Genomic DNA, 22,867 nt, shown 5'->3' with positions numbered 1-22,867 from the left:
GCATAATGATTTAAATGTGCATATTAAAAGAAAGTAAGCATTCCAGTCGAAATGGTTTTGGGCTGAAATGTGTGTCAAATGAATTAATTTAGAAAGGGACCGAGAGGTTTTTGAAATATGGAAAATAATAATGATATTAAAAATATAGATATTAAAAAAAGAGTTGGAGGGCTGAAAAATGCTCTCAGTTATTGCATTGAGCAGAAGATTGGTACGCTCAATGCTTTGGGTTTAGGTTTTGGTCTAGGTCTGGCAATGTTGGGCTCCACCAGCGTCTATGCTGCTGCTGATTTTCCTCCTATAGTAATTACTAATGAAGGCGCTAAAAGCGCTAATTTTAACAGGGATACTACTGTTGAGGATGATAAGAATAATAGCATCACTGCCGAGGGGGGCAAGATGGCAGTTTTGGAGATCAATGCCAATAGTGATAGTGGTGAAAGCAATAAAATTGGCACTAAGGGTACTGGCGACAACAAAATTACAAATAGTATTACATTAACTGGGTCTGGAGTGTTGGGCTTTAGCCTTAAATCAGATTATGCGGATTTAACTAAAAGTACATTTGATTTTACGACTGCTCTTAATGGTCTAGTTCTTGGCAACCCTGCACCGGCGGCCATATTCTTTGATGCCAGTGACTCTGGCTACCCGGTGAGGCTTGGTAATATTAGTACTGTTCCCGATACCGGCGTAGCCTTCGGTCTCAAAGACTATGCAGGTAAGTTGGTGCTGAGGGCCATGGATAAGTCTCTTACTGTGAGTAATCTTAACCTTACCAATGCATCGTCGACGACCCATGTGCTCACAGGCACCGGGAAGGTAATATTTGATACCGATGCCACAATGGGCAAATTAGCCCTTGGTGCCACCGCAGCCGAAGGCCTGAAAGTTGCAAAATATGATGCCTCCCCTGCCGATGGCATTGTGCCGGTGTCCGTCGGCGATACCAGTGGCCATTTGGTTGGTACCACGATCACTATCAAAGGTGGTATAACTTCCAATGGCGCAAGCTCAATCTCTGCTAATAGGATTAACATTGGAGATAATTCCACGGTCAATCCCGGAAGTGTCCTAACCATTAAGGGAGCAAGTGATAATGGTGCTATTTCAATATTTGCTTCTGATGGTACCACACCGGTGGATAGTAGCAAGAGTGGCATTACCGTTAGCGGAGGTTCTGTCCTAAGGGTTGGCAGTACGGTGAATGTGGAGGGTATGGCAAAAGGCGAAGATAGCATACATCCGATTTTTATATTGAACGGTACTGGTCTCGATGCCGGAACAGTGGCAAGTATCCAAAGTGATGCAGATACTTATCAATTTACAGCTGGTAAGACAGATAAAATTTCTAGCACTCCCATCATTCTGGTGAAAGAAAAGGCTTTTGGTGCTATAGGTGGCGACAAAACTATGGTCATTGGTAGTCAAGATGGAAAGGTTCCGTTAATATTCACTGGCAAAGAAAGTGAGTTGCTTATCAATGGTCAGGTCAATGTTATGTCGCTTGCTCCTAATCCGAAATCAATACTCATGGAAGGTGATTTGGTTTTCACCAGTGCGGAAAAATCTCGGTTGTCCATCGATTCCAATGATAGATTGATATTTAACGGTGATGCAGGCATTGTGTTCGCCATGCCCGTGGTGGATAATGCTCCGCCTCAGTTGGTTTTGGCCAATGTGGATTGTTTCGTTGCTCCGGAGGGTGGCGTAGACATTGAGATCGCAGGTAAATCCTTTGAAGATCTGAGCTTAGAAGAGCCTGGTGAATCCGGAAAGAAAATTCCTTTGGTTGCCTTGGGCGATAAAAAAGCCGAAGAATTTGCAGAAAAGGTTAATCTAGAAGGTGCCGTTAGCAACTTGTTGATTAATATGGAAGTCGGTGATATCAGTGGAGATGGTTCGGTTTTCGGTGTTAATGGCTATGAGGTAAGTGCCTATAGTGATGCCATAAATGAAGGTTTCGACACTATTGGTATATCAGATGATTTCCTTAGAATGGTCGATAATCTTCAAGGCAATGATGGCATAAGCGATGATCAAAGAGCCTTATTCCAAATGTTGATTGCAGATTATGATGTGGATGAAGATGGCTTTGATAATGCGGATATTGCACGTTCATTATCCCGCAGTACCATAGACGAGCGGAATCGCATAACCTTGAAAATTGCTGAGCTTGCTCGTAATTCCATATACTCCCATCTGGGAAGTGCATCCAATGATAGAGAGTTCTGGGTTTCCGGAATGGGCGACCTGGTTCGTCAGAAACAGGTAAAAGGCTACGGTATGCGTGCTGGCATATGGGGCGCTTCGTTGGGCTATGATATGAGCCTTGGTGATGATTGGACATTGGGTGCAATGCTAGGCTATGGCCATGCCAGTGTGAAGTATAACGGTTTGACTCTTTTGAGTGGCAACAATGGAAGTCAGCGTTCATTCTTCGGAGGCTTGTACGGTGAATGGGCTTCCCAAGTCCGGGATTTGAGCGTAAAATTCTGCGGTTTGTTTGGTCATTCCAAATATAAAGAGTGGGGAAATCGACCCATAGCACCAGGAGGAGGAGATGATGATGAAGAAGAATCCGAAGGTGCTGATATAGGCAGGTTTTATAGTTCACACAATGGTGGTTGGGTATTGTTTGATGCCAATACTGTTTGGTTGCCCTGGAAAGTGCAATCTGTAAAGCTTGGTCCATGGCTTGATTTAACCTATGGCTATGTAAGACAAAAGCACGGCACTGAGTCAGTTACACCATTGGGTGATGATGGGAAAAAGGACAAAGATGCTGATGTGGAAGATGGTATTGCCTATGGAAAAGGTAGACGCCATTCATTCAGTTCCATCATTGGTGGTCATGCTGAAAAGGATTTTTCCTTTGGTAAACTCTTTGCCGAAATCGGTTATAAGCGTGAATGGTTAAGGAGAGTTAAGCTAGGAACCAGCGAGTTCATGGATTTGACTTATTCCCCAGCAAAAGGAAAAATATCGAAAAATTCCTGTGTTATCCGCGTTGGATATGACCTATCCAAAGATAATTGGGGTTTTGGCATTGGTTTAGAGACTCAGCTTAGTAAGAAATGGAAAGACTATGCCGGTACTGTGGCAGCATCCTATTCTTTCTAATCCCAGTAAAATATTAATAGTCATAATGCGCTGTCCATTCGGATGGCGCTTTTGTTTTGTGTCTTTTGATTGACAATATTTGGTAATTAGCTGTATATTAGCCAACATTATATGGAGTTTATAGCCAGTAAAGAGGCGGTGTTATCCGCATTGCAGCAGGTATCGAATATTGTAGGAATAAGACCATCGATGCCAATTTTATCCAACGTGCTGATGGAGGCTGATCTAAATGATCATATGGTTTCTTTTACCACCACAAACCTGGATATAGGAATCCATTGCCGCCTAAAGGCCGAAGTGTTGGACGCTGGCAGCATTACTTTGCCGGCAAAAAAATTATTCCTAATCATTAAATCTCTTCCGGGTGATTCCGTGATCATAAAGATATTGGATAATCGCCGGGTTAAGATTTTATCCAATGGGTCGGTCTTTATATTGCCGGGTCTTGATCAGGCAGAATTTCCGAGATTGTCAAAGATTGATGAGACCGGTGGCATTACCATGGTGCAGAAAGATTTTGCCCATATGTTAAAAAATGTTTCCTATGCTCAGTCGAAGGATGAAAATAGGTATATTTTGAACGGCGTGTATTTTTCAACCGAAGGCGATAGTGTTAATTTGGTGGCCACCGATGGGCGGCGTTTAAGCCTGATCTCCAAGAAGTTTGACGAACCAGTTAATTTCAAATCTGTCATAATTCCAGCCAGAACTGTAATGGAATTAGAGCGCATGCTGGGCATTGGAGAAACTGTGGATATCCATTCCGATGGGAGGCAAATTTCTTTCCAGGTACGGGTGGATGACCAGGCTGATTCTAAACTGACGGACGTTATTCGTATTGTTTCGAAGGTTGTTGAAGGTAAATATCCTAATTATAAGCAGGTGATTCCTGCCACCACCGAACATCGAATAAGGTTGGATCGAGAAAGATTCTTGGAGATGGTCCAAAGGGTTTCCATTGTGGCCGATGACAAAAATTGTTCCATAAAGTTTAAAATAGCTGATAACTCGATCGAAGCACATTCGTTCAGCCAGGCCTGTGGTGAAGCCAATGAAGCCATGGCCATTTCCTACGAAGAAATTCCAGTGGAAGTTGCATTCAATCCAAGATTCATTTCCGATCCACTTAGGGCATTGTCAAAGGATGAGGTGTATTTTGAATTTAAAGATGAACTAAGCCCAGGGGTATTCAAAGATATCGATGGCCTGATATGCGTTATTATGCCATTGAGACTTAACTAATTTAGCTATTATGCATAGGCTGTGTTATTGGATTTGGTTAGGCTATGCTTTTTTTGCTTCGGCATTGTATCTGTTAAATCTACTTGTGTTTTTGAATGGGTGCAATGGCTGCGTATTGCCAAGGATTAATATCTCCTTTGGTAGTATTTTAATTACTTTTGTATCTTTGCCTGTGGCCAATGTGGTCATATATAGATCTATTAAACTATTATGCGATTTGTTTTGTGCTGACATTGATAAAATGATGATGGTTTTAGTCAGCGGAGGCCTAACTAATATCTATTTATTGATACTGATACTTTTTATCATTAAAACTGAATCGCTTTTAAAATATTTGAAATGCGATTTTAAAAATTTGATGAAAAAGACTTTTTTAGCATTTTATTTTGGATGGACATGGCTTTTAATGACGATACCGCTATTTATTATTTGTAGTATCTATTGGAAAGAGTTTTTAATTGCTTTGGGTCAGAGTAAAATCATCGATATCGACATTCATGATCAATATCTTATAAGACATTTTGATCAGATAGATTCGTGGTGGAAAATATCTGTGATGTTTATGGAAGTGGGCATATTAGGACCGTTGGTGGAGGAATTTTGTTTTAGATTTTTATTATATAGATTTCTTCGGGAGAGAATATGGCCCTTGGTCGCCATGATAGTCAGCTCAGTGGTATTTGCCACCATGCATTTCAATTTGGTTGCGTGGCTTCCTCTATTTGCAATGGGCTTTGTTTTGGTGCATAGCTATGAATATTTTAGGAGTATACTTGTTCCCATGGTAATCCATGGGTCCTTTAATATGTTAGTTGTCTGTAGCTTATTCTATTCTTATAATTTTGCAAAATGAATCATAGATGATTTAAAGCAAAAAAACGAAAAGAGCAAAAAATTTTTAAATGACATGGATATCGTCAGCAAATTTTGTTCTGGCTATGAGTCCCACTCAGCGGAGGAAACGGTCAGAGCCGGGTGGCTTTTTGGGTCCATTATGGCTGAAAATTCCGTGGTGGCGCTGGTGGGCGATCTTGGCAGTGGCAAGACTACCTTTGTGAGAGGCGTGGCTAAATTTTTTGGCATTGATGATAATATTACCAGCCCAACTTTTAATATATTTTTGGTCTATGCTGGCCGAATAAATCTTCTACATATGGATGCCTATCGCCTGAACGATCCTAAGGAAATCGAAGCCATTGCGTTGGAAGATTTCTTAATTTCGCCCTTTGGTATGTTTGTCGAATGGCCAGAAAAGGTTGGCTTATTGGGAGATTATCGCTTAAATTTTTTTATAAATCCGGATGGCTGCAGAATAATTAGGTTAGAAATTGACGATGGGCAAATATAAAGTACCATTGGGCCATGGCAGGAGATTTTTTTGAGGAATACTTTTGGATAGAGGAGTTAGGTATTGGGTTGGATGTGAGTCACGTTCACGATTATCTAAGCAGTCGCAGAGACTTGAATCAAGAAATAACCAAGGCATTTAAGGCCATGGCTGCATTGGAAAGCGGTGGTATCGCCAATAAAAATGAAAACAGAATGGTTGGGCATTATTGGCTTAGAAATCCTAGTTTGGCTCCGACGGTGGAAATAAAATCAGAGATAGAGAATGGCATTACGCAGGTTGAGCGATTTGCCCAGGCTGTACATAAAGGAGATGTTATTGGCCAAGATGGCCGCTTCGAAAATGTTTTGTGCCTTGGGATTGGCGGTTCTGCCCTTGGCCCAAAGTTGATTTCCACTGCTTTGTCAGATCCAAAGAAAGATAAAATGAAACTATATTTCATCGACAATACTGATCCTGATGGCATGGATTATATGGCCGATGTTTTGGATGGTCAGCTGGGAAAAACCTTGGTGATTGTGATGTCGAAATCTGGAGGTACTCAGGAGACCAAAAATGCCATGATGGAAATGGAGCATCTTTATAATAACAATAAGTTTACCTTTTCTAGACATGCCGTTGCCGTAACCTGTAAGGATAGTAAACTGGATCGTCAGGCCAAGGAAGATGGCTGGATTAGTCGTTTTCCCATGTGGGATTGGGTAGGTGGTCGAACCAGTGTAACTTCTGTGGTTGGTTTGCTGCCTGCTGCGCTCCAAGGTCTTGATTTTAAGAAATTTTTATCCGGCGCTCGGGATATGGATTCCATTGCTCGTCGTTCCAATGAAGAAAATTTAGCAATGATTTTAGCTGTGGCTTGGCATGCCGCTTCCCGAGGACATGGTAAAAAAGATATGGTGGTGATACCCTATAAGGATAGGCTTGGTCTGTTCACCTCTTATTTGCAGCAATTAATAATGGAGTCGTTGGGTAAGCGTAACGATATCAATGGTTTAGAAGTATATCAAGGGATTTCTGTCTATGGTAACAAGGGATCGACGGATCAGCATGCCTATGTGCAACAATTAAGAGATGGTTTGGATAATTTTTTCGTCACATTTATAGAGGTGCTGAAGAGTAGGGGCGGCGAGTCCATGGACATCGAACCTGGGGTGAAAACCGGTGATTATCTCGAGGGATTTTTGCTGGGCACACGGCTTGCTTTATCGGAATCTGGCCGGGAGTTCATCACTTTGACCATCCGCGAGATGAATGCCTATTATATGGGCATTTTGATCGCTTTGTATGAGCGAGCAGTGGGATTTTATGCATCGCTGATTGGTGTCAATGCCTATGATCAGCCAGGAGTTGAGGCCGGAAAAAAGGCCGCCAAGGATGTACTTCGGATTCAGCAATTGGTCCTAGAGCATTTATTATCCAAAAAAATCTCCCTGACAGTGGATGAGATCGCCGAAGCCATTGGTGAAGATAAGGAATTGATATTCAAATTATTAGAATATTTAGCTGCCAATGATCGAATTCATCGGGAATGGGCCGAAAATGTGAGAAATTTGAAATATATGGTAAAATCTGGCAATTAGTATTGACATTCTTTCTAATGGCCTAATGTCGAAATCAGTTTGTAGGTAATTTAAATGGCTGTTAGTGTTAATTTACGAAAGGGTGAAACGGTGGATAAGGCGTTGAGGCGTCTGAAGAAAAAACTTGAGCGAGAGAGTATTTTAAAGGATGTGCGAGCGAAACGATATTTTGAAAAGCCCTGCGAAAAGAGAAGGCGGAAAGAGAAGATAGCTAGATTCAATAACATGTTGCGGATGAGATACGAAAATTCCTGACTTTGGTTTGCTGCGAAGATTTTTTATTTATTGTAATTGTCATTGAAATTTGCACAATTCCCCAGGCGGTTTGGGAATGCGGATATTGGTGACAGGTGGTGTTGGGTTTTTTGGTAGGCATTGCGTAAAAAAATTATTATCCATTGGCAACGATGTGGTTGTGGTGGATAAGTTTGTGAATGGTGTGTCCCCTATGGCCAATGCCAATCTGAAGATCCAAGAAGGTGACTGCGGCAATATGGCTTTTATTCGGTCAATTTTGAAAAATAATGCCATCGATTGTGTGGTACACCTGGCCGATTGCAATTGGGTCAAGGAATCTAATCAATTGCCATTAAAATACTACTCGAACAATTTGGTGAGCACTATGTTTTTGTTGCAGGCTGTTATGGATGAGAATGTGAAAAAATTCATCTTCGCTTCTTCGGCCCAGGTCTATGGCAATGTGAGTGAACATTTGATCACCGAGCAGACATTGCCCAATCCGATAAATGTATATGGTGAAACTAAGTTGTTCTGTGAGAGGATGTTATGCGCGGTTGCTCGCCAAAGCCATATCAGCTATGCAGTGTTTCGGCATTTTGACATTGTGGGGCCGCGTTGCCCCTGGGATTGGAATTTCATCAAAAATGGCCAAAAATTTGAGCTATTTGGCACCGATTATCCCACCGTTGATGGCACCAAAGAACGAGACTATGTGCATGTGGATGACGCGGTGGAGCCCTATGGGCTGGTTTTGCCATTGTTATCAAGTCATGGATTTGCAAATACTTATAATATAAGCACCGGACGATCGACATCGATGAAAGATGTGCTAGCCATTCTTGGTCGAATCACCGGCCGTGGGATGGAAGTGCTGGAGGGTCCAAAGGACGTTTTTGAGCCGGCTAGGTTGGTGGCTGAGCCGAGAAAGGCCCAGTCAGAGCTCGGATGGCATCTGAAGCACAACGACATAAATGCAATCATTCGATCAGCATTGGAGGCTGAAAAATAAAGTACATGGTACTGGTTGGAGCCAGGGTTAGTTCCATCGATTGTTGGTATTTATGCGAACTGATGGCTGATGTTTCTCCAAAGCCGAAATTGCCGATATTACTTCCTCCAAAAATTGTCGAATCGGTATTTAGTATCTCCACCCATCGGCCGCTTTTGGGTACGCCTATTCTGTAAGCTGTTCGTGTAACGGGAGTTAGGTTACAAACCACCAACATAAATTCGCCGGCATGGCCCTTTCTAAGAAAACTTAGAACGCTGTTGCTATAATCGTCGACCACAAGCCATTCAAAACCATGGCAATTGAAATCGTTTTCGGCCAGAAAAGGGTAGTTACCATATATGGTATTTAACGAACCTATCAGTACCTGGATTCCCAGATGGTCATGGTATTTAAGCAGGTGCCAGTCAAGACTTTGGCGGTAGTCCCATTCGTTGGATTGGCCGAATTCACAGCCCATGAATAGGCATTTTTTTCCTGGCCAGGCGAACATCAATCCGTATAGGGATCGCAGGTGGCTGGCTTTTTCGGACATGTTATATCCAGGCATTTTATGTATCATAGAGCCTTTGCCATGAACGACTTCATCATGAGAAAACGTCAATATGAAATTTTCTGAGTATTGATAAAGCATGCCGAAGGTGAGCTGATTGTGATGATGCTTTCTGAAAATCGGATCTTTTGAAAAATAATTGATGGTGTCATGCATCCAACCCATGTTCCACTTTAGATCAAATCCCAGTCCATGGAATTCCGTTGGTCTGGTGACGCCACCGAAAGATGTGGATTCTTCAGCAATGGTTATTGTGCCTGGGAAGTTACTGTGAATCAGATCATTAATTTCTCGTATGAATTCTATTGCTGCGATGTTTTCATGGCCTCCATATTTGTTTGGCACCCATTCTCCGGGGTTGCGCGAATAGTCCAGATATAGCATCGAGGCCACGGCATCGACCCGCAGGCCATCTATATGAAATTTATCTAGCAGAAATAATGCACTACCTATCAAGAAGTTACGAACCTCATGCCTTTCGTAATTAAATATCAGTGTGCCCCAGTCTCGATGGATTCCTTGCCGTGGATCCGAGTGCTCATAGAGACAGGTGCCGTCGAAATTTGCCAGTGCAAAGGAGTCTTTTGGAAAGTGGGCCGGAACCCAGTCCACGATCACGCCAATACCATTTCTGTGAAAATGATCAACAAAAAACATAAAGTCCTTTGGGGTACCATAGCGACCGGTGGGGGCAAAAAAACCAGTGACCTGATAGCCCCAGGACCCTAGATAGGGATGCTCTGTCACTGGCATAAGCTCTATGTGAGAGAATCCCAAGGATTTAACATAGGCACATAATTGTATGGCCATTTCGCGATAGGTTAATGGCCGATGATTTTCCGCCAAAACCCGCTTCCAAGAATCCAGGTGCACCTCATAGATTGAGATTTTGTTTTTTTTAAAATTCGTTGTTGTTCGTTTTTGGATCCATGAATTGTCATCCCATTTATAATCATCGAGCTGTGTCACGATCGAGGCATTATTTGGCGGTGGCTCAAAAAAATTTCCATAGGGATCGGATTTTAGCACCACAGAATTATCATGGCACAATATTTCGTATTTATATCTAAAACTTTCCAAATTGAATGGCAGGAAGATTTCCCATACGCCGGATAAGCCGATCAGCCGCATGGGGTTATATCGTCCATCCCAGTTATTGAAATCTCCGACGACCGATAGTCGTTTGGCATTGGGTGCCCATACCGCAAAACTTGTGCCGAGTACTCCTTGATGTCTAATCACATGGGCTCCGAGTTTTTCGTAAATTTTGTGATGTTTTCCCTCATTGAATAGATGGGCATCAAAGTCTGACATGGTCGGCATAAAGGTATAGGGGTCTAGGCATTCGTAGAAACCACCTTCGCTGGTGGCGATATTCAATTTATAGCTGAAATGGGTTTGAATATATTCGACAAATGCCTCGAAAAAACCTGTTTCATGGATTTTTTCTAGTGCTATGGATTGGCCCGATGCAAGATCTGTGGCTGTGCAAGTCATGGCATTTGGCACATAGGTTCGGATCACCATCCCTCGCAAATTGCCGTTTTCCTTCACTTCATGGATGCCTAGCAGGTCGTGAGGTGCGGAATTTTTTGCAGTAATAAAAGATTCTAACTCATCACTGCTTATGATCATAGAGAACAGTAAATAAAAAAGTAAATCATTGGCCAGATAGATTTTTACCGGCGAGAATAAATTGGGCAAAAATTCTTCGCACTTGCATTTGCCATAGAATTTTTAGAAAGTTTCTATGCCAATCGAAAGGGAAGTTTCTATGCCAGAACATGTTGCCATAATCATGGATGGCAATGGGCGTTGGGCAAAAGCCCGAGGTTTTGAGCGTCTCTATGGCCATTATAATGGTGTTAAGGCTATCAAAACGGTGATAAAATCTGCGAGAAAATTTGGTGTAAAATTTCTTACCTTATATGCATTTTCCACGGAAAATTGGCTCAGATCGAAGCATGAGGTGTCAGGGCTTATGTCATTATATGGTAGGGCGATGCTGAGATATGCCAAATTGTTGGTAAAGCAGAATGTGCGGTTTGAAACCATAGGCGATTTGGAAAAATTACCATCGGTGTTACGCGACAGAATAGATTGGCTAAAAAAATATACCATTCAATGCGATGCTTTGCTGTTGACCATAGCGTTGAACTATGGTAGTCGAGATGAATTGCTTCGGGCAATAAACAGGGCCAACCGGGCCGGAATGGAAGGGTTTTCGGAATGGAGTGAATTTGAAAAATATTTGGATACCAATGGCTTACCAGATGTGGATCTGCTAATAAGAACCTCTGGAGAGCAAAGAATTAGCAATTTTTTACTATTGCAATCGGCCTACGCTGAATTGTATTTCCCAAAAAAATGTTGGCCAGATTTTATGGATGATGATTTTTCCGATGCAGTCCACGAGTTTCAATGTAGGAAGCGTAAATTTGGAAAGGTCATAGATGCTGAATAGATTTTTAAGCACCATAGCATTATGGTCGATGGTTTTTGTGACTTTATATTTATTCGGTGTATCCGGTGGTTTTTTTATAATAATTTTATCATCCGTCGGAACCCAGGCTGAATTGTATATGCTATTGAAAAAAATGGGTTATAAACCGCTAATTTGGATTGGATTAGTGATCGGCTTGGCCATGCTTGTCATTCCGAGGTTTATGTTTAATCCATACAATTGCTTCGAAGTTATTATTTCCTGCCTTGTCATTTCTATGATGGGAATGTTACTATATATAGTTGCCATCGGGACGCCGTCATCGATCCAAGAAGTCTTTATCCCAACGTTATTCGGAGTAATTTATGTACCTCTGATGTTTTCGTTGCCGGTGGTATTCATTCGCTATATGGAGTTTATTTGCGGAAGTGGTATACCTGCCTTATATATGATTATATGGATGGTTGCCGTGGCAAAATTCAGCGATATGGGAGGGTTGATTGTTGGTTCTCTCATTGGCAGAAATAAGATGTCTCCCTGTTTCAGCCCAAATAAAACCATCGAAGGGTTAGTTGGTGCCATAGTATTTTCTGTAATGGTAGCTGTGGCAACTCAGCCAGTTATTGCTCGTAAATTTGAAAGATTTTCCATGGGTCGTGCATTGATCATTGCGATGGCATTATCGGTGATTGCAGTGGTTGGCGATCTGGTCGAATCAGCTATGAAAAGATTGGCCAATGTAAAAGATTCCGGAAAAGTGGTGCCAGGCATCGGGGGTATTTTAGATCTGACCGATAGTCTAATTCTGGCGTTACCCATGGGAGTTCTGTTGGTTAATTGGCTCATATTGTGAGAACCTGCGGAGAATTATTCGTGATTTCCACGCCCATCGGCAATCTGGCAGACATCACTTTGCGGGCCATTGACACACTGAAGCTATGTGATTTGGTTGCCTGTGAAGATACTCGTAATACCAGAATTTTGTTCGATCATTTTAAAATAGAAACAAAACTCATTAGCTATCACGAACATAATGAAATGTCAAGGGCTAGGGAGATAGTTACATGGATTAAGGATGGTATGAAGATTGGCTTGGTTTCTGATGCCGGGACTCCTACTATCTCTGATCCTGGTTTTAGAGTTGTGCGTGAGTGCCGAAGAAATGGGATAGAAATTACTCCTATTCCAGGGGCTAGTGCTTTTCTTGCCGCACTGTCCATAGCCGGCCTTCCCACAAATTCATTTCTATTCCTTGGGTTTTTCCCGATGAAAAGTGTTGGTCGAATCAAGATGTTTGATAAATATAAAGGCATCGATGTTACTATCCTTGGTTATGAATCCTGCCATAGGATTTCAAAAACATTGAATGATATGCTGTATGTTTTTGGGCCAGAAAGGGTTATTTCCATTTCCCAGGAGATGACAAAATTGCATGAATTTACATTTGTAGGATCCATTGTCGAGGCAACAGAACGATTTACCGATGAGCAAAGAGGTGAATTTGTTATTGTAATTGCTCCAAAAGACTACAGTTTGTGACCATCGTGTCTGGTGGTCGAGATCTGTTAGATTTTTCTGATTTTTTAAACCATATAAAAATGCATAGGAACTTGGCTAGTAATACGATAGCTAGCTACGAAATTTCGCTGAAACAGTTTTCAAAGTTTTTGATTGAAAATAAACTTGCAGAGCAATGGACCGATGTTAACAACATGCATCTAAGGAAATTCATAATACATCTGTTGGGTTGCCATAAGCGTTCTTCGGTGCTTTTGCGTATTTCTGCACTGCGCGCTTTGTTTAAATTCATGTATGGTGCCGGAGCCATTCCCAGCAATCCAGCGGATAATCTAATTCTTCCGAAAAAAGAAAAAATTCTTCCGAAGTTTTTGTCGAAAAGCGATATGTTAGTTTTATTGGAAAAACCTTTCTCTCTGTTGGCCTCCGGAGAGATTTCTGAATTTATGGCCTATCGAGATAGCATGATACTGGAACTTCTTTATGGCGGTGGCCTCCGGGTAAGTGAATTGGTTGGATTAAAATATGGCAACATAGATTTTAGACAGTGTGTGGCGAAGATCACTGGCAAAGGCAATAGGCAAAGGCTTTGTCCTTTGGGCCACATGGCCATCGGAGCGATAGGACGGTTTCAGGTTAAATTTTTCAGAGATTATGATGGTAATGTGGTGGTCTCTGAAAAGCATGACAAGTTGAGTGTTAGACAGGTACAAAATCGTTTAAAATTTTATCTGAAGGCCTGTGGTTTTTCTCCGGACCTATCTCCACATAAAATTAGACATAGCTATGCCACTCACCTGCTGAACAATGGGGCAGATTTGCGTACAGTTCAGGAGCTACTTGGCCATGAAAATCTATCCACCACGCAGATTTATACCCATGTGGAATTCGATAAATTGAAAGATATTCATAGAAACGCACACCCTAGAGCTTAGCATCTAGCCATAGCGCTTCCAAAAGGACGGTATAAATAGCAATAGCATGGCATATATTTCCACTCGACCGACTATCATCACTGCGCTGAGGAAGAATTTGCTTAGGTTGGAAATGGTCGTGTAGCCGGCTGGTCCGCCTAGTTCTTTAAAGCCAATGCCGGTATTGAAAAAATTTGACACAATGACCGAAACTATTCCTTCGAAGCTGATTTGATTTTCAAGGAATCCAAAGATAATTACCATGATGGATAGCAATGCGAAACTGGTTACGAAATAATTTAAAACCGAAATCTGGTCTTCGGCATGGATTATTTTGCCATTGATGTAGGTTTGGCGCACCACCCTTGGGCGGAATATTTTTTCCATGTGCTCGAATATACCCTTTGATGCCATCACCACCCTTGAGACCTTCAGTCCTCCGGAAGTAGATCCAGCACAACCACCTATGACCATAATTGTGATCAAAATTATCTGAACTGCCGGCAAAAATATATGATAGCCATGGGCTAAAAACCCAGTGGATGTCAGTATCGATGAGACGGTGAATAGGCTTTTCTGAAGAGAATCAAAGATGGCCATAAATCCTTCCTTGGCCGGCTGTATCACTGTCAATGCCACAGTGCTGGATAGTATGATCAAGAAATAAGCTTTCAATTCGGTATTTTCGCGAATTTTTTCATATTTTCTACTTAAAAACTGCGTCATCAATACAAAATTTATTCCACCAAGGATCATGAAAATGGTCAAAACGACCTCTATGGACCTGGATTTAAAATAGCCGATACTCTCGCTGTGAGTGCTAAAGCCACCGGTGGCTATGGTTGCCATGGCATGGCATAGGCTATCGAACCAATTCATGCCGAATAATTTTAGCATTAAGCTGCATAAGCCAGTCAGTGTAATATAGATTCGGATGATGAATAGCACATTATCACGAATGTGGCCAAACTCGAATTCTTCCACCTGGGATACCGCATCGTTTAAATATAGTAATTTTGTACCTGGGCCGGAAAATGGTACCAATGCTATGAAAAATACCACTATACCAAGACCTCCGATCCATTGGCTAACAGCCCTCCACAGAAGTATGCATCTGGGGAGATTCTCTGGATGGGGAAATATGGTTGCGCCAGTGGAAGTCAAGCCGGAGGTGGATTCGAAGAATGAATCAGCCAAAGTACAATCATTTACAAATAGGTAGGGCAGGGCGCCAAAAATACATGCTATCAACCAGGATAATCCTATGGTGGCCAGAGCCTCGCGGCGAAACATGTGTTTCTTGTAGCCCACAGATGCGGCATAGAATGCACCGGAAGCTAGCAGCGTTAAAAAAATAGATTTTGCCAGGCCAGTTATGGTTTTGTCTTCGGAAAGTCCATGGAAACAGCACAGCATGCATAATAAAAATGTTATTGCTAAAATCAATAAAACGCTGGCCAATATCCTGGCAATTATTTTGAAATTCATTTTAGCCAATCAAATGCTAACCATTGGATTGTTCAAGTAATAATTTGCTAGAAATTGCTTGAAAAATTCTCCAATGGTGTAATCTATAAAATGAATCGGCGATGGTTACGTCGATGAATGTTTTGTATCATGTCGAAGGTAAGTTATTTAGATAAAAGTAGTGTGATTTGTGAGTATAGGATTCATGATGAGGATACTGGCTCAAGTGAAGTACAGGTGGCGTTATTGACGGCCAGAATTAACCATTTGACGGAACACCTCAGAACCCATACCAAAGATTATCATACCCGTCGGGGTTTGATCGCCATGGCAAATCGTCGTAGAAAGTTGATGAATTATATAAAAAGGTATAATTTTGCAAAATACAACGAGATGCTTCAGCGTCTAGGTTTACGCCATTAATTTGGCCTTTGTCAATCCATTAGAAATGATATTTCCATTGACCTGGTATGGAAAATGATGGAAGAGGATGTCATTGTTGTTGGAGCTGGGCATGCCGGTTGTGAAGCGGCTCTTGCCGCAGCCAGATGCGGAGTAAAGGTTTTATTGCTCACTGGCAATATGGATAGCATTGCCCAGATGAGTTGTAATCCGGCCATAGGTGGCCAGGCCAAGGGTCAAATGGTCCGAGAGATCGATGCCTTGGGCGGTGAAATGGCTGTCAATGCTGACCTAACGGCTCTACAATTCAAGCTTTTGAACAGATCCAAGGGTGCAGCGGTACAATCTCCCAGGGCCCAGTGCGATAAAAAAGCCTACCAACTACGGATGAAGCATGTGCTGGAACATCAGGAAAATCTTGCTATGTTCCAGGCTATAGTAACAGAATTAATTGTAGATAAACATGTTATCGTTGGAGTTAGCACAAATCTAGGTGTCGATTTTTTTGGTAAAACAGTGATTCTCACCACCGGTACATTTTTAAATGGATTGATGCATGTTGGGCGAAGTAAAATAGAAGGAGGGAGACTGGGAGATTTTTCTTCCAGCATATTGTCTAGCAGTTTGATAAAAAATGGTATTTCTCTGGGTCGCATGAAAACTGGTACACCGCCAAGGATACTTGGTCGTTCGGTAGATTTCTCCAAATGTGAGGAACAAACAGCTGATCAGGATGTGGTTAAATTTGGTTTTTACGACACAAGGGACGATGTTTATTGCGATGAAGGCTATGGATCTTGGGTCGATCGCCAGGATCATTCTTGCTGGATAACCTATACAACCAAGGAAACTAGGGAATTAATTCTCAATAACCTGGATAAGTCACCGCTCTATTCCGGCGAAATATCCGGTGTGGGGCCGAGATATTGTCCAAGCATAGAGGATAAATATAAAAATTTTACCGATAAGGAAAGTCATCGATTGTTTCTTGAGCCGGAGGGATGTTATACCGATGAATGGTATATAAATGGATTGTCCACTAGCTTGCCATTGGAAATCCAACGAAAGATTCTGAAAACAATTCCTGGGCTGGAAAATGCAATCATCGTCAGGCCAGCCTATGCCGTAGAATACGATTACGCTCCGCCGACACAGTTACTACGTTCACTGGAATCAAAAATCGTTCAAAACCTGTTTTGTGCTGGTCAAATAAATGGCACATCTGGTTATGAAGAAGCTGCTGGGCAAGGACTCGTAGCCGGTGTGAATGCCGTGGCCAAGATAAATGGCATGGATCCCATGATCCTGGGGCGAGATCAGGCCTATATTGGCGTTCTCATCGACGATTTGGTCACCAAAGGTACCTTTGAACCTTACCGAATGTTTACCAGTCGGGCAGAATACAGATTGTTACTGAACCATAGCAGTGCCGAACTTAGATTAGTTAAGGCAGCAAATAAATATTCGTTGCTAGGTAAGCATAGAATTTATAAAATAGAAGAAAAATTGAGGGCTATAGAATTTTGGATCAAGAAATTTTTCCGCATTCGTTTGGATGGTGAAAGTCTCTTTGATGTGGTAAAAAAACCAGATTCAAAGCCATCCTATCCCGAAGAATTCATAGCATTGACCGAGGAAATAAAAAAAGAGGTCTTGTATAGAATAAAATTTTCTGGTTACCTCAGTAGGGAATTGAAGCAGGTTGATAGGATGAAAGAAATGGATGGAGTTGTGATCCCGGGTGGTTTTGATTACAATTCCATAAAAAGTCTTCGGATTGAGAGTCGCCAAAAATTTAGTGACATTAGGCCAGGGACCATTGGCCAAGCTTCCAGGATCAGTGGAGTTAGTCCGGCGGATGTAAATCTACTCTGGATGTCCATAGAATTGGCGAAGTATAAAAAATCATGAATGGCTGAGCAGAATTGACTGTAAAGAATTTTTTTACATAATCAGAACCATGAGTCTGGATGGATTAATACCAACGAAGCGTGTTGATGAAAATATGGTGCGCGATTTTAATGAAAATCGAAGTGTGGCTCAGGAATTTTTTGATGAATTGAGAGCTGCAGCCAGAGATTGTTTCCATAATAGTTCCGATATAGTGTCCAGTAGCATATGGAAGCTTTATGATTATGTTACTTCTCTGGATATATCTGCCAAGGACCTGTTCATTGCCACCGATCCGGCCTTATTGCTATCAAAAATAGTGGATAAATTGATGCTAGATGCTCAGGAAGCTCTGTGTGAAATGCCGGAGCTATTCTATAAACATCAGAATAGCGGAGATGATGTGCAGGATAGATCGAAGTCGATGCTATATAATATTGCCGACAAATTAGGAGAAATTGCATCCAATGAGGCGCAAAAGTTGTTTTTCAAAGCGGTCAATGGCGTAGGATCGCTGTTGGTTGGCGAAGACGGTTTTTTAACAAATATTGTAAAAAATATAGGAAGTAATTTCGGAAAAGTCCCGGTGGCCAGTCAAAATGCCTGCATTTCGTTGGTGGGAAATTGTGCGCCCCAGTGTGTCCATATGCCCGAAGATGCTCAGCAGAAATTTTCCAAAGGGGTGGCTGATATGCTTAGAGCTACTAAATTTCCCTATAAATTCGATAGGGATTCGCTACGGGAGGCATTGTTTAAAATACCAGATGAAGTTATGTCAGCGGAATTGGACAGTGCACTGAATGACTTCGATAAAAAGCTTTCCGACAATATTACGCCCTAGATAAAATTATTTTTTTCTAATTTTTAAAAAATCTATATTCTTGCTTGAAAATTGCCAATGATGTAGTAGGTTCCATTTTCAGAGCTTTTAATTATGGCAGAAAATGCTAATGAAACCACTTTAGATTCTAATGATACGAAAACAGAGGATTCTGTGAATATATCACAAAATTCCTATGATTTGGTACAATATGTGAGCAATGCATTTTCTTTCTCAAGGCCTTCTCATCTGCGAATGATAGCCAGGTTATTTGGCCTAGATGCTCCAAAGGTGACCAAAGCTCGGGTGTTAGAATTGGGCTGTGCTTCCGGTGGGAATATAATACCGTCGGCTATGCTATTTCCCGAAGCAAAGTTTGTCGGCATAGATCTTTCAAAGATACAAATAGACGAAGGAAAAAAAATAATCAATGATCTTGGATTGAAAAATATAAGACTGGAGCATAAATCGATATCTGATGTTGATGTAAATTTTGGTGAATTCGATTATATAATTTGCCATGGCGTTTTTTCCTGGGTGCCGAATTCTGTCCAGTGGGATATAATTAGGGTATGCAAGGAAAATCTGTCTAAGAATGGTGTGGCCTATGTGAGCTATAACGTACTGCCTGGATGGGGCATAGTAAGTGCAATTCGAGATATGATGATCTATCACACTAGCCATTTTTCCAATCCTCAGGAAAAAGTTTCTCAGGCAATTAGTATATTAAAGTTTGCTTTGGAAAACCAATTTGGTGAAAATAATCACTGGAAAATTGCCATAGAAAATGAGTTGAACACATTAATAAATCATGATATTTCCTATCTTTTTCATGAGCATCTGGAAGCCGATAACCATCCGGTGTATTTTTATCAATTTGTTGAAATGGCCGGCCGAGGGGGATTGCGATACCTTGGCGATACTTTGCTGTCTTCCATGTACGTAGGAAATATGCCGGTCAAGGTGATAGAGGCTTTGAAAATATTGACGGATCAGGTACGTCAGGAGCAGTATATGGACTTTCTAATAAATAGACGGTTTCGGCAAACTCTGCTATGCCATGGTTCAAATAAGTTAAATTTTGCAGTGTCACCGGAAAAAATACTTGAGTTTCATCTATCATTAAATCCAGATATTAAACCAGATTTCAATCCGGGTTTGGAAGATTGGACTAAGCAAGTTCCGCGTTCATTTTTCAATGGGAGCATTACGGCGAATGATACCATTATGGCCATGGCTTTGGTGGTATTAGGTGAAAGGAATGGCCATGTAATTTCAGCCAAGGAACTTATTACAGAAACGACCCAAAGGCTTGGCTGGAAAAGCGAGTTAGCCGTGCATGCAGTGTTTGGTGGCAGTGCTTTGGAGCTTGCCATGCGGGGGATAGTTTTTATCCACGATGGGCCAGAGCAATGTGTCCGCACCATATCAGAAAAACCTGAAGTTTGGAGCTACGCCAGGTATAGAGTTTCCCATGGTAACCATTTGGTCAATGTGAAGTTGGAGTCCCATGTCGCGAATTTTGTTATTTCAGAATTTGCAAAACTTCTGGATGGTACTCGGACCAAGGAGGAGGCCATTGATGAATTGAAGAAAAATTTAAAAAAGATGGACATCGAGATCCGGGACAATGATGGCCATGTGGTTAGCGAAGAGGCCTCCATAGATAAATATATTGAACAAGCTGCCAATGAGCATCTTAATTACTTTTTGACGAAATCATTTCTGGTTTCCTGACATGGAAATTTTGTCCATTTACAATACATTGACCAAAAATAATCAGGAGTTGATGGTTGTTGATGGACGGCCATTTGGTGTATATTGTTGTGGTCCAACAGTTTATAACTATGCTCATCTGGGAAATTTTCGGACATTTATTTTGCAAGATATTTTGCTTCGTGTACTGAAGGTGGCTGGCTATGAGGTGAAATTCGTCAGAAATCTTACCGATGTGGATGATAAAACCATAAAAAATTCCCTGGCTTTGGGTGTGAGTCTTAGGGAATTTACCAAAAAGTGGGAAAATGTGTTCCATGATGATTGTCAACGGTTGAATTTGCTGGTGCCTGATGTGGAACCGCGTGCCACAGAACATATTAAAGAACAGATAGCCCTGATAGAGAAACTCATTTCCAAAGGACATGCCTACATGACCGAAGATGGTTCGATTTACTATGATGTGTCCAGCTTTGGGGATTATGGAAAGCTTTCTGGTGTAAATATTTTTAATTTAGAGCATCAATCTGCCAATGGTGGCGGTGATAGGAATGAATCCGATGAATATGCCCGGGAAAGTGTCCGAGATTTTGCGCTTTGGAAAGCCAAGAAGGCCACCGATGGTGAAAATTTTTGGCCAAGTCCCTGGGGAGATGGTCGACCTGGTTGGCACATAGAATGCAGTGCCATGTCGATGAAATATTTAGGTCATACCATCGATCTGCATTGCGGTGGAGTAGATCTGTGTTTTCCGCATCATGAGAACGAGATAGCGCAGTCCGAAGCTGCCACCGGTGAGATTTTTTCTAGATATTGGTTCCATACGGCCCATCTGCTTATGGATGGCGAGAAGATGTCTAAAAGTTTAGGTAATATATTTTCACTCAACGACATAGTATCTAAAGGTTTCTCTCCCATGGTCATTAAGTATGCCTTGATGGCTTGCCATTACAGCCAGCAACTAAATTTTACCACCGATGGTCTGCGGTCGGCTGCTAGTGCAATTCACAGAATTATTACAATTTTATCAAGATTGAAATCATTAACAGGCTGTGCTAGTATAGCTGATGTGCCATTTGCAGGTTGGAAGTACTTTGGTGAAGCATGGATGGCTTTGAAGACCGATCTGAATACTCCTCGATGTCTTGGCAGTATTTTTTCTGTCCTTAATGAGCTTAATCTGGAGTCTTTGCCATCGCATCAATGGAAGCATTGTCTGGCAGAGATTTGCAAGTTGCTCTACGCCTTAGGATTAGATAACATGTCAAATTTAGTTGATGCCATTGTGCCTGGCGCTGTACAAGCCATGGCCGAGGAGCGTTGGGCAGCAAAATTGAGTAAGAATTTTACCCTAGCCGATGAGCTTCGGCAAAAAATAAACGATGCTGGTTGGGAAATAAACGATGCTAAGACTAGCTACGAGATATTTAAGTCTTTCTAGACCAGGGATCTTCTATTTATTAAGTAAACTAAGTCAATAAATAATTGTAACCATCGATATATTTATTAGACTTTTAATTGTATTGGCTTGAGAAATGGATAATAGTCAAAGAGAATTTTTGATGGTCTTGGCTTATTTGTATTTACAGTACAGCAAGTATGATGAGGCATTTTTATTACTTAGAGGCCTGAGGGAATTTTTCCGAGACGATATAAATCTGTGCCTGAGCTATGCCAATGCTTGTTTAGTAACCCAAAGGCCGAAGGATGCATTTGGAGAACTGGAGGCTTTGGACGGAAGGGAATTAAATGATCAGCAAAAAAAGTTGTTTTACCTATTGCGTAGCAAAGTGATGTGGGCTCTAGGTCATGATAGTGAAGCAAGATCTGCTTTGGTGCATTTTCTTGGCATGGAAGAGCGGGAGGCGCGGTTGGCTGAAGCAACTAGAAAAAACAATAGGAAAAAGTGAAATTAGCAGCAAAAATAGGTAGTGCCATAGGTGCCGTAAAAAATTGTAGTGATGTGCTCCTAGCATTGTTGGTGGTGGCAGTCATCATGTTGATGGTTGTGCCCATACCCACCGCATTTTTAGATGTGCTTTTGGCTGTAAATCTATCCATCAGTATCACGTTGCTGATGATATCATTATATATCCCTAGGGTTCTAGCTTTGTCCACATTCCCAAGCATACTGTTATTTACCACCATGTTTCGATTGGCTCTAAGTATAACGACCACGAGGCTTATCTTGATAGATGCTGATGCAGGAGATATTATAGAGACCTTTGGTAATTTCGTAGTTGCTGGTAATTTTGTGGTCGGTGCTGTCATATTTTTAATCCTATTGGTGGTCCAATTTGTCGTTATAACCAAGGGTGCCGAGCGTGTGTCAGAAGTTACAGCTAGATTCACCTTGGATGCAATGCCTGGTAAGCAAATGAGTATTGATGCGGATTTACGCGCTGGAAGCATAGATACAGAACAGGCAAAGCTTAAGCGTACTGAATTGGAGCAGGAAAATCAACTCTACGGTTCGTTGGATGGTGCTATGAAGTTCGTCAAAGGTGATGCCATAGCAGGTCTTATCATCACATTCATCGACATAGTTGCCGGTCTTATCATTGGTGTTTTTCAGAAGGGTATGGAGCCGGGCAAAGCCATA

Annotated in this window: 21 protein-coding genes; 18 read left to right on the top strand and 3 right to left on the bottom strand. The window is 41.6% G+C overall.

Annotation, left to right across the window (positions count from 1 at the left end):
• The first annotated feature begins 117 nt into the window (after positions 1–117).
• On the top strand, positions 118–3,123 hold the full coding sequence (locus LBH49_02630; GenBank protein ID MDR0351520.1) for an autotransporter outer membrane beta-barrel domain-containing protein: 3,006 nt from the start codon (positions 118–120) through the stop codon (positions 3,121–3,123).
• A gap of 111 nt (positions 3,124–3,234) precedes the next feature.
• Positions 3,235–4,365, top strand: a complete 1,131-nt coding sequence (gene dnaN, locus LBH49_02625) for a DNA polymerase III subunit beta (GenBank protein MDR0351519.1) — start codon at positions 3,235–3,237, stop codon at positions 4,363–4,365.
• Positions 4,366–4,407: 42 nt separating this feature from the next.
• Here dnaN and LBH49_02620 read toward each other — a convergent pair whose 3' ends face one another.
• On the bottom strand, positions 4,408–4,599 hold the full coding sequence (locus tag LBH49_02620) for a hypothetical protein (protein MDR0351518.1): 192 nt from the start codon (positions 4,597–4,599) through the stop codon (positions 4,408–4,410).
• A gap of 229 nt (positions 4,600–4,828) precedes the next feature.
• Between LBH49_02620 and LBH49_02615 the strand changes: the two genes are divergently transcribed.
• The 5 genes from LBH49_02615 (at position 4,829) to LBH49_02595 (ending at position 8,542) form a co-directional block, all read left to right on the top strand.
• Positions 4,829–5,218: a CPBP family intramembrane metalloprotease gene (locus LBH49_02615; protein MDR0351517.1), complete on the top strand. Its 390-nt coding sequence runs from the start codon at positions 4,829–4,831 to the stop codon at positions 5,216–5,218.
• A 54-nt stretch (positions 5,219–5,272) separates the two neighbouring features.
• A complete protein-coding gene (gene tsaE / locus LBH49_02610) occupies positions 5,273–5,713 on the top strand; it encodes a tRNA (adenosine(37)-N6)-threonylcarbamoyltransferase complex ATPase subunit type 1 TsaE (protein MDR0351516.1) in 441 nt (146 codons plus the stop codon).
• A gap of 14 nt (positions 5,714–5,727) precedes the next feature.
• Positions 5,728–7,293 (top strand): glucose-6-phosphate isomerase, encoded by a 1,566-nt coding sequence (locus LBH49_02605; GenBank protein ID MDR0351515.1) that lies wholly within the window; start codon positions 5,728–5,730, stop codon positions 7,291–7,293.
• 54 nt (positions 7,294–7,347) lie between these two features.
• The gene (rpsU, locus tag LBH49_02600) at positions 7,348–7,548 is read left to right on the top strand and encodes a 30S ribosomal protein S21 (protein ID MDR0351514.1); all 201 of its coding nucleotides are present in this window, start codon (positions 7,348–7,350) and stop codon (positions 7,546–7,548) included.
• A gap of 76 nt (positions 7,549–7,624) precedes the next feature.
• Entirely contained in the window at positions 7,625–8,542 is a 918-nt protein-coding gene (locus tag LBH49_02595; protein MDR0351513.1) for an NAD-dependent epimerase/dehydratase family protein, read from the top strand.
• Here LBH49_02595 and glgB read toward each other — a convergent pair.
• Entirely contained in the window at positions 8,511–10,730 is a 2,220-nt protein-coding gene (gene glgB / locus LBH49_02590; GenBank protein ID MDR0351512.1) for a 1,4-alpha-glucan branching protein GlgB, read from the bottom strand. The two genes, LBH49_02595 and glgB, sit on opposite strands and share 32 nt — an antisense overlap.
• A gap of 115 nt (positions 10,731–10,845) precedes the next feature.
• On the opposite strand from glgB, the gene uppS reads away from it, so the two are divergent.
• Genes uppS through LBH49_02570 form a run of 4 tightly spaced genes read left to right on the top strand, consistent with a single transcriptional unit; the run spans position 10,846 to position 13,991 of the window.
• Complete coding sequence (uppS, locus tag LBH49_02585) at positions 10,846–11,559, top strand: di-trans,poly-cis-decaprenylcistransferase (protein MDR0351511.1); 714 nt, start codon at positions 10,846–10,848, stop codon at positions 11,557–11,559.
• Positions 11,549–12,391 (top strand): phosphatidate cytidylyltransferase, encoded by an 843-nt coding sequence (locus tag LBH49_02580; protein MDR0351510.1) that lies wholly within the window; start codon positions 11,549–11,551, stop codon positions 12,389–12,391. Before uppS ends, LBH49_02580 begins: the two co-directional genes overlap by 11 nt.
• Positions 12,388–13,077, top strand: a complete 690-nt coding sequence (rsmI, locus tag LBH49_02575) for a 16S rRNA (cytidine(1402)-2'-O)-methyltransferase (GenBank protein ID MDR0351509.1) — start codon at positions 12,388–12,390, stop codon at positions 13,075–13,077. The genes LBH49_02580 and rsmI overlap by 4 nt, the downstream gene beginning before the upstream one ends.
• A 5-nt stretch (positions 13,078–13,082) precedes the next feature.
• Positions 13,083–13,991 (top strand): tyrosine-type recombinase/integrase, encoded by a 909-nt coding sequence (locus tag LBH49_02570; protein MDR0351508.1) that lies wholly within the window; start codon positions 13,083–13,085, stop codon positions 13,989–13,991.
• A 3-nt stretch (positions 13,992–13,994) separates the two neighbouring features.
• On the opposite strand, the gene LBH49_02565 is transcribed toward LBH49_02570, so the two are convergent.
• The gene (locus LBH49_02565) at positions 13,995–15,458 is read right to left on the bottom strand and encodes a TrkH family potassium uptake protein (GenBank protein MDR0351507.1); all 1,464 of its coding nucleotides are present in this window, start codon (positions 15,456–15,458) and stop codon (positions 13,995–13,997) included.
• Positions 15,459–15,587: 129 nt separating this feature from the next.
• Here LBH49_02565 and rpsO point away from each other — a divergent pair, with 129 nt between their 5' ends.
• The 7 genes from rpsO to LBH49_02530 form a co-directional block, all read left to right on the top strand.
• Positions 15,588–15,860 carry a 30S ribosomal protein S15 gene (gene rpsO / locus LBH49_02560; GenBank protein ID MDR0351506.1) on the top strand — a complete coding sequence of 91 codons (273 nt, stop codon included), beginning with the start codon at positions 15,588–15,590 and terminating at the stop codon, positions 15,858–15,860.
• A 54-nt stretch (positions 15,861–15,914) separates the two neighbouring features.
• Positions 15,915–17,750 (top strand): tRNA uridine-5-carboxymethylaminomethyl(34) synthesis enzyme MnmG, encoded by a 1,836-nt coding sequence (gene mnmG, locus LBH49_02555; GenBank protein ID MDR0351505.1) that lies wholly within the window; start codon positions 15,915–15,917, stop codon positions 17,748–17,750.
• 49 nt (positions 17,751–17,799) lie between these two features.
• Complete coding sequence (locus tag LBH49_02550; protein ID MDR0351504.1) at positions 17,800–18,570, top strand: hypothetical protein; 771 nt, start codon at positions 17,800–17,802, stop codon at positions 18,568–18,570.
• Between the two features lie 93 nt (positions 18,571–18,663).
• Positions 18,664–20,286 carry a class I SAM-dependent methyltransferase gene (locus LBH49_02545; protein MDR0351503.1) on the top strand — a complete coding sequence of 541 codons (1,623 nt, stop codon included), beginning with the start codon at positions 18,664–18,666 and terminating at the stop codon, positions 20,284–20,286.
• Between the two features lies 1 nt (position 20,287).
• Entirely contained in the window at positions 20,288–21,706 is a 1,419-nt protein-coding gene (gene cysS / locus LBH49_02540) for a cysteine--tRNA ligase (GenBank protein ID MDR0351502.1), read from the top strand.
• 94 nt (positions 21,707–21,800) lie between these two features.
• Complete coding sequence (locus LBH49_02535; GenBank protein MDR0351501.1) at positions 21,801–22,175, top strand: hypothetical protein; 375 nt, start codon at positions 21,801–21,803, stop codon at positions 22,173–22,175.
• 14 nt (positions 22,176–22,189) lie between these two features.
• Positions 22,190–22,867, top strand: a 678-nt coding sequence (locus LBH49_02530; protein ID MDR0351500.1) for a flagellar biosynthesis protein FlhA, incomplete at its 3' end; no start/stop codon positions are given.

The sequence above is a fragment of the Puniceicoccales bacterium genome, assembly GCA_031255005.1.
Lineage (GTDB): Bacteria > Verrucomicrobiota > Verrucomicrobiia > Opitutales > LL51 > JAIRTH01.
This window is presented reverse-complemented; position numbering and strand designations above follow the sequence as displayed.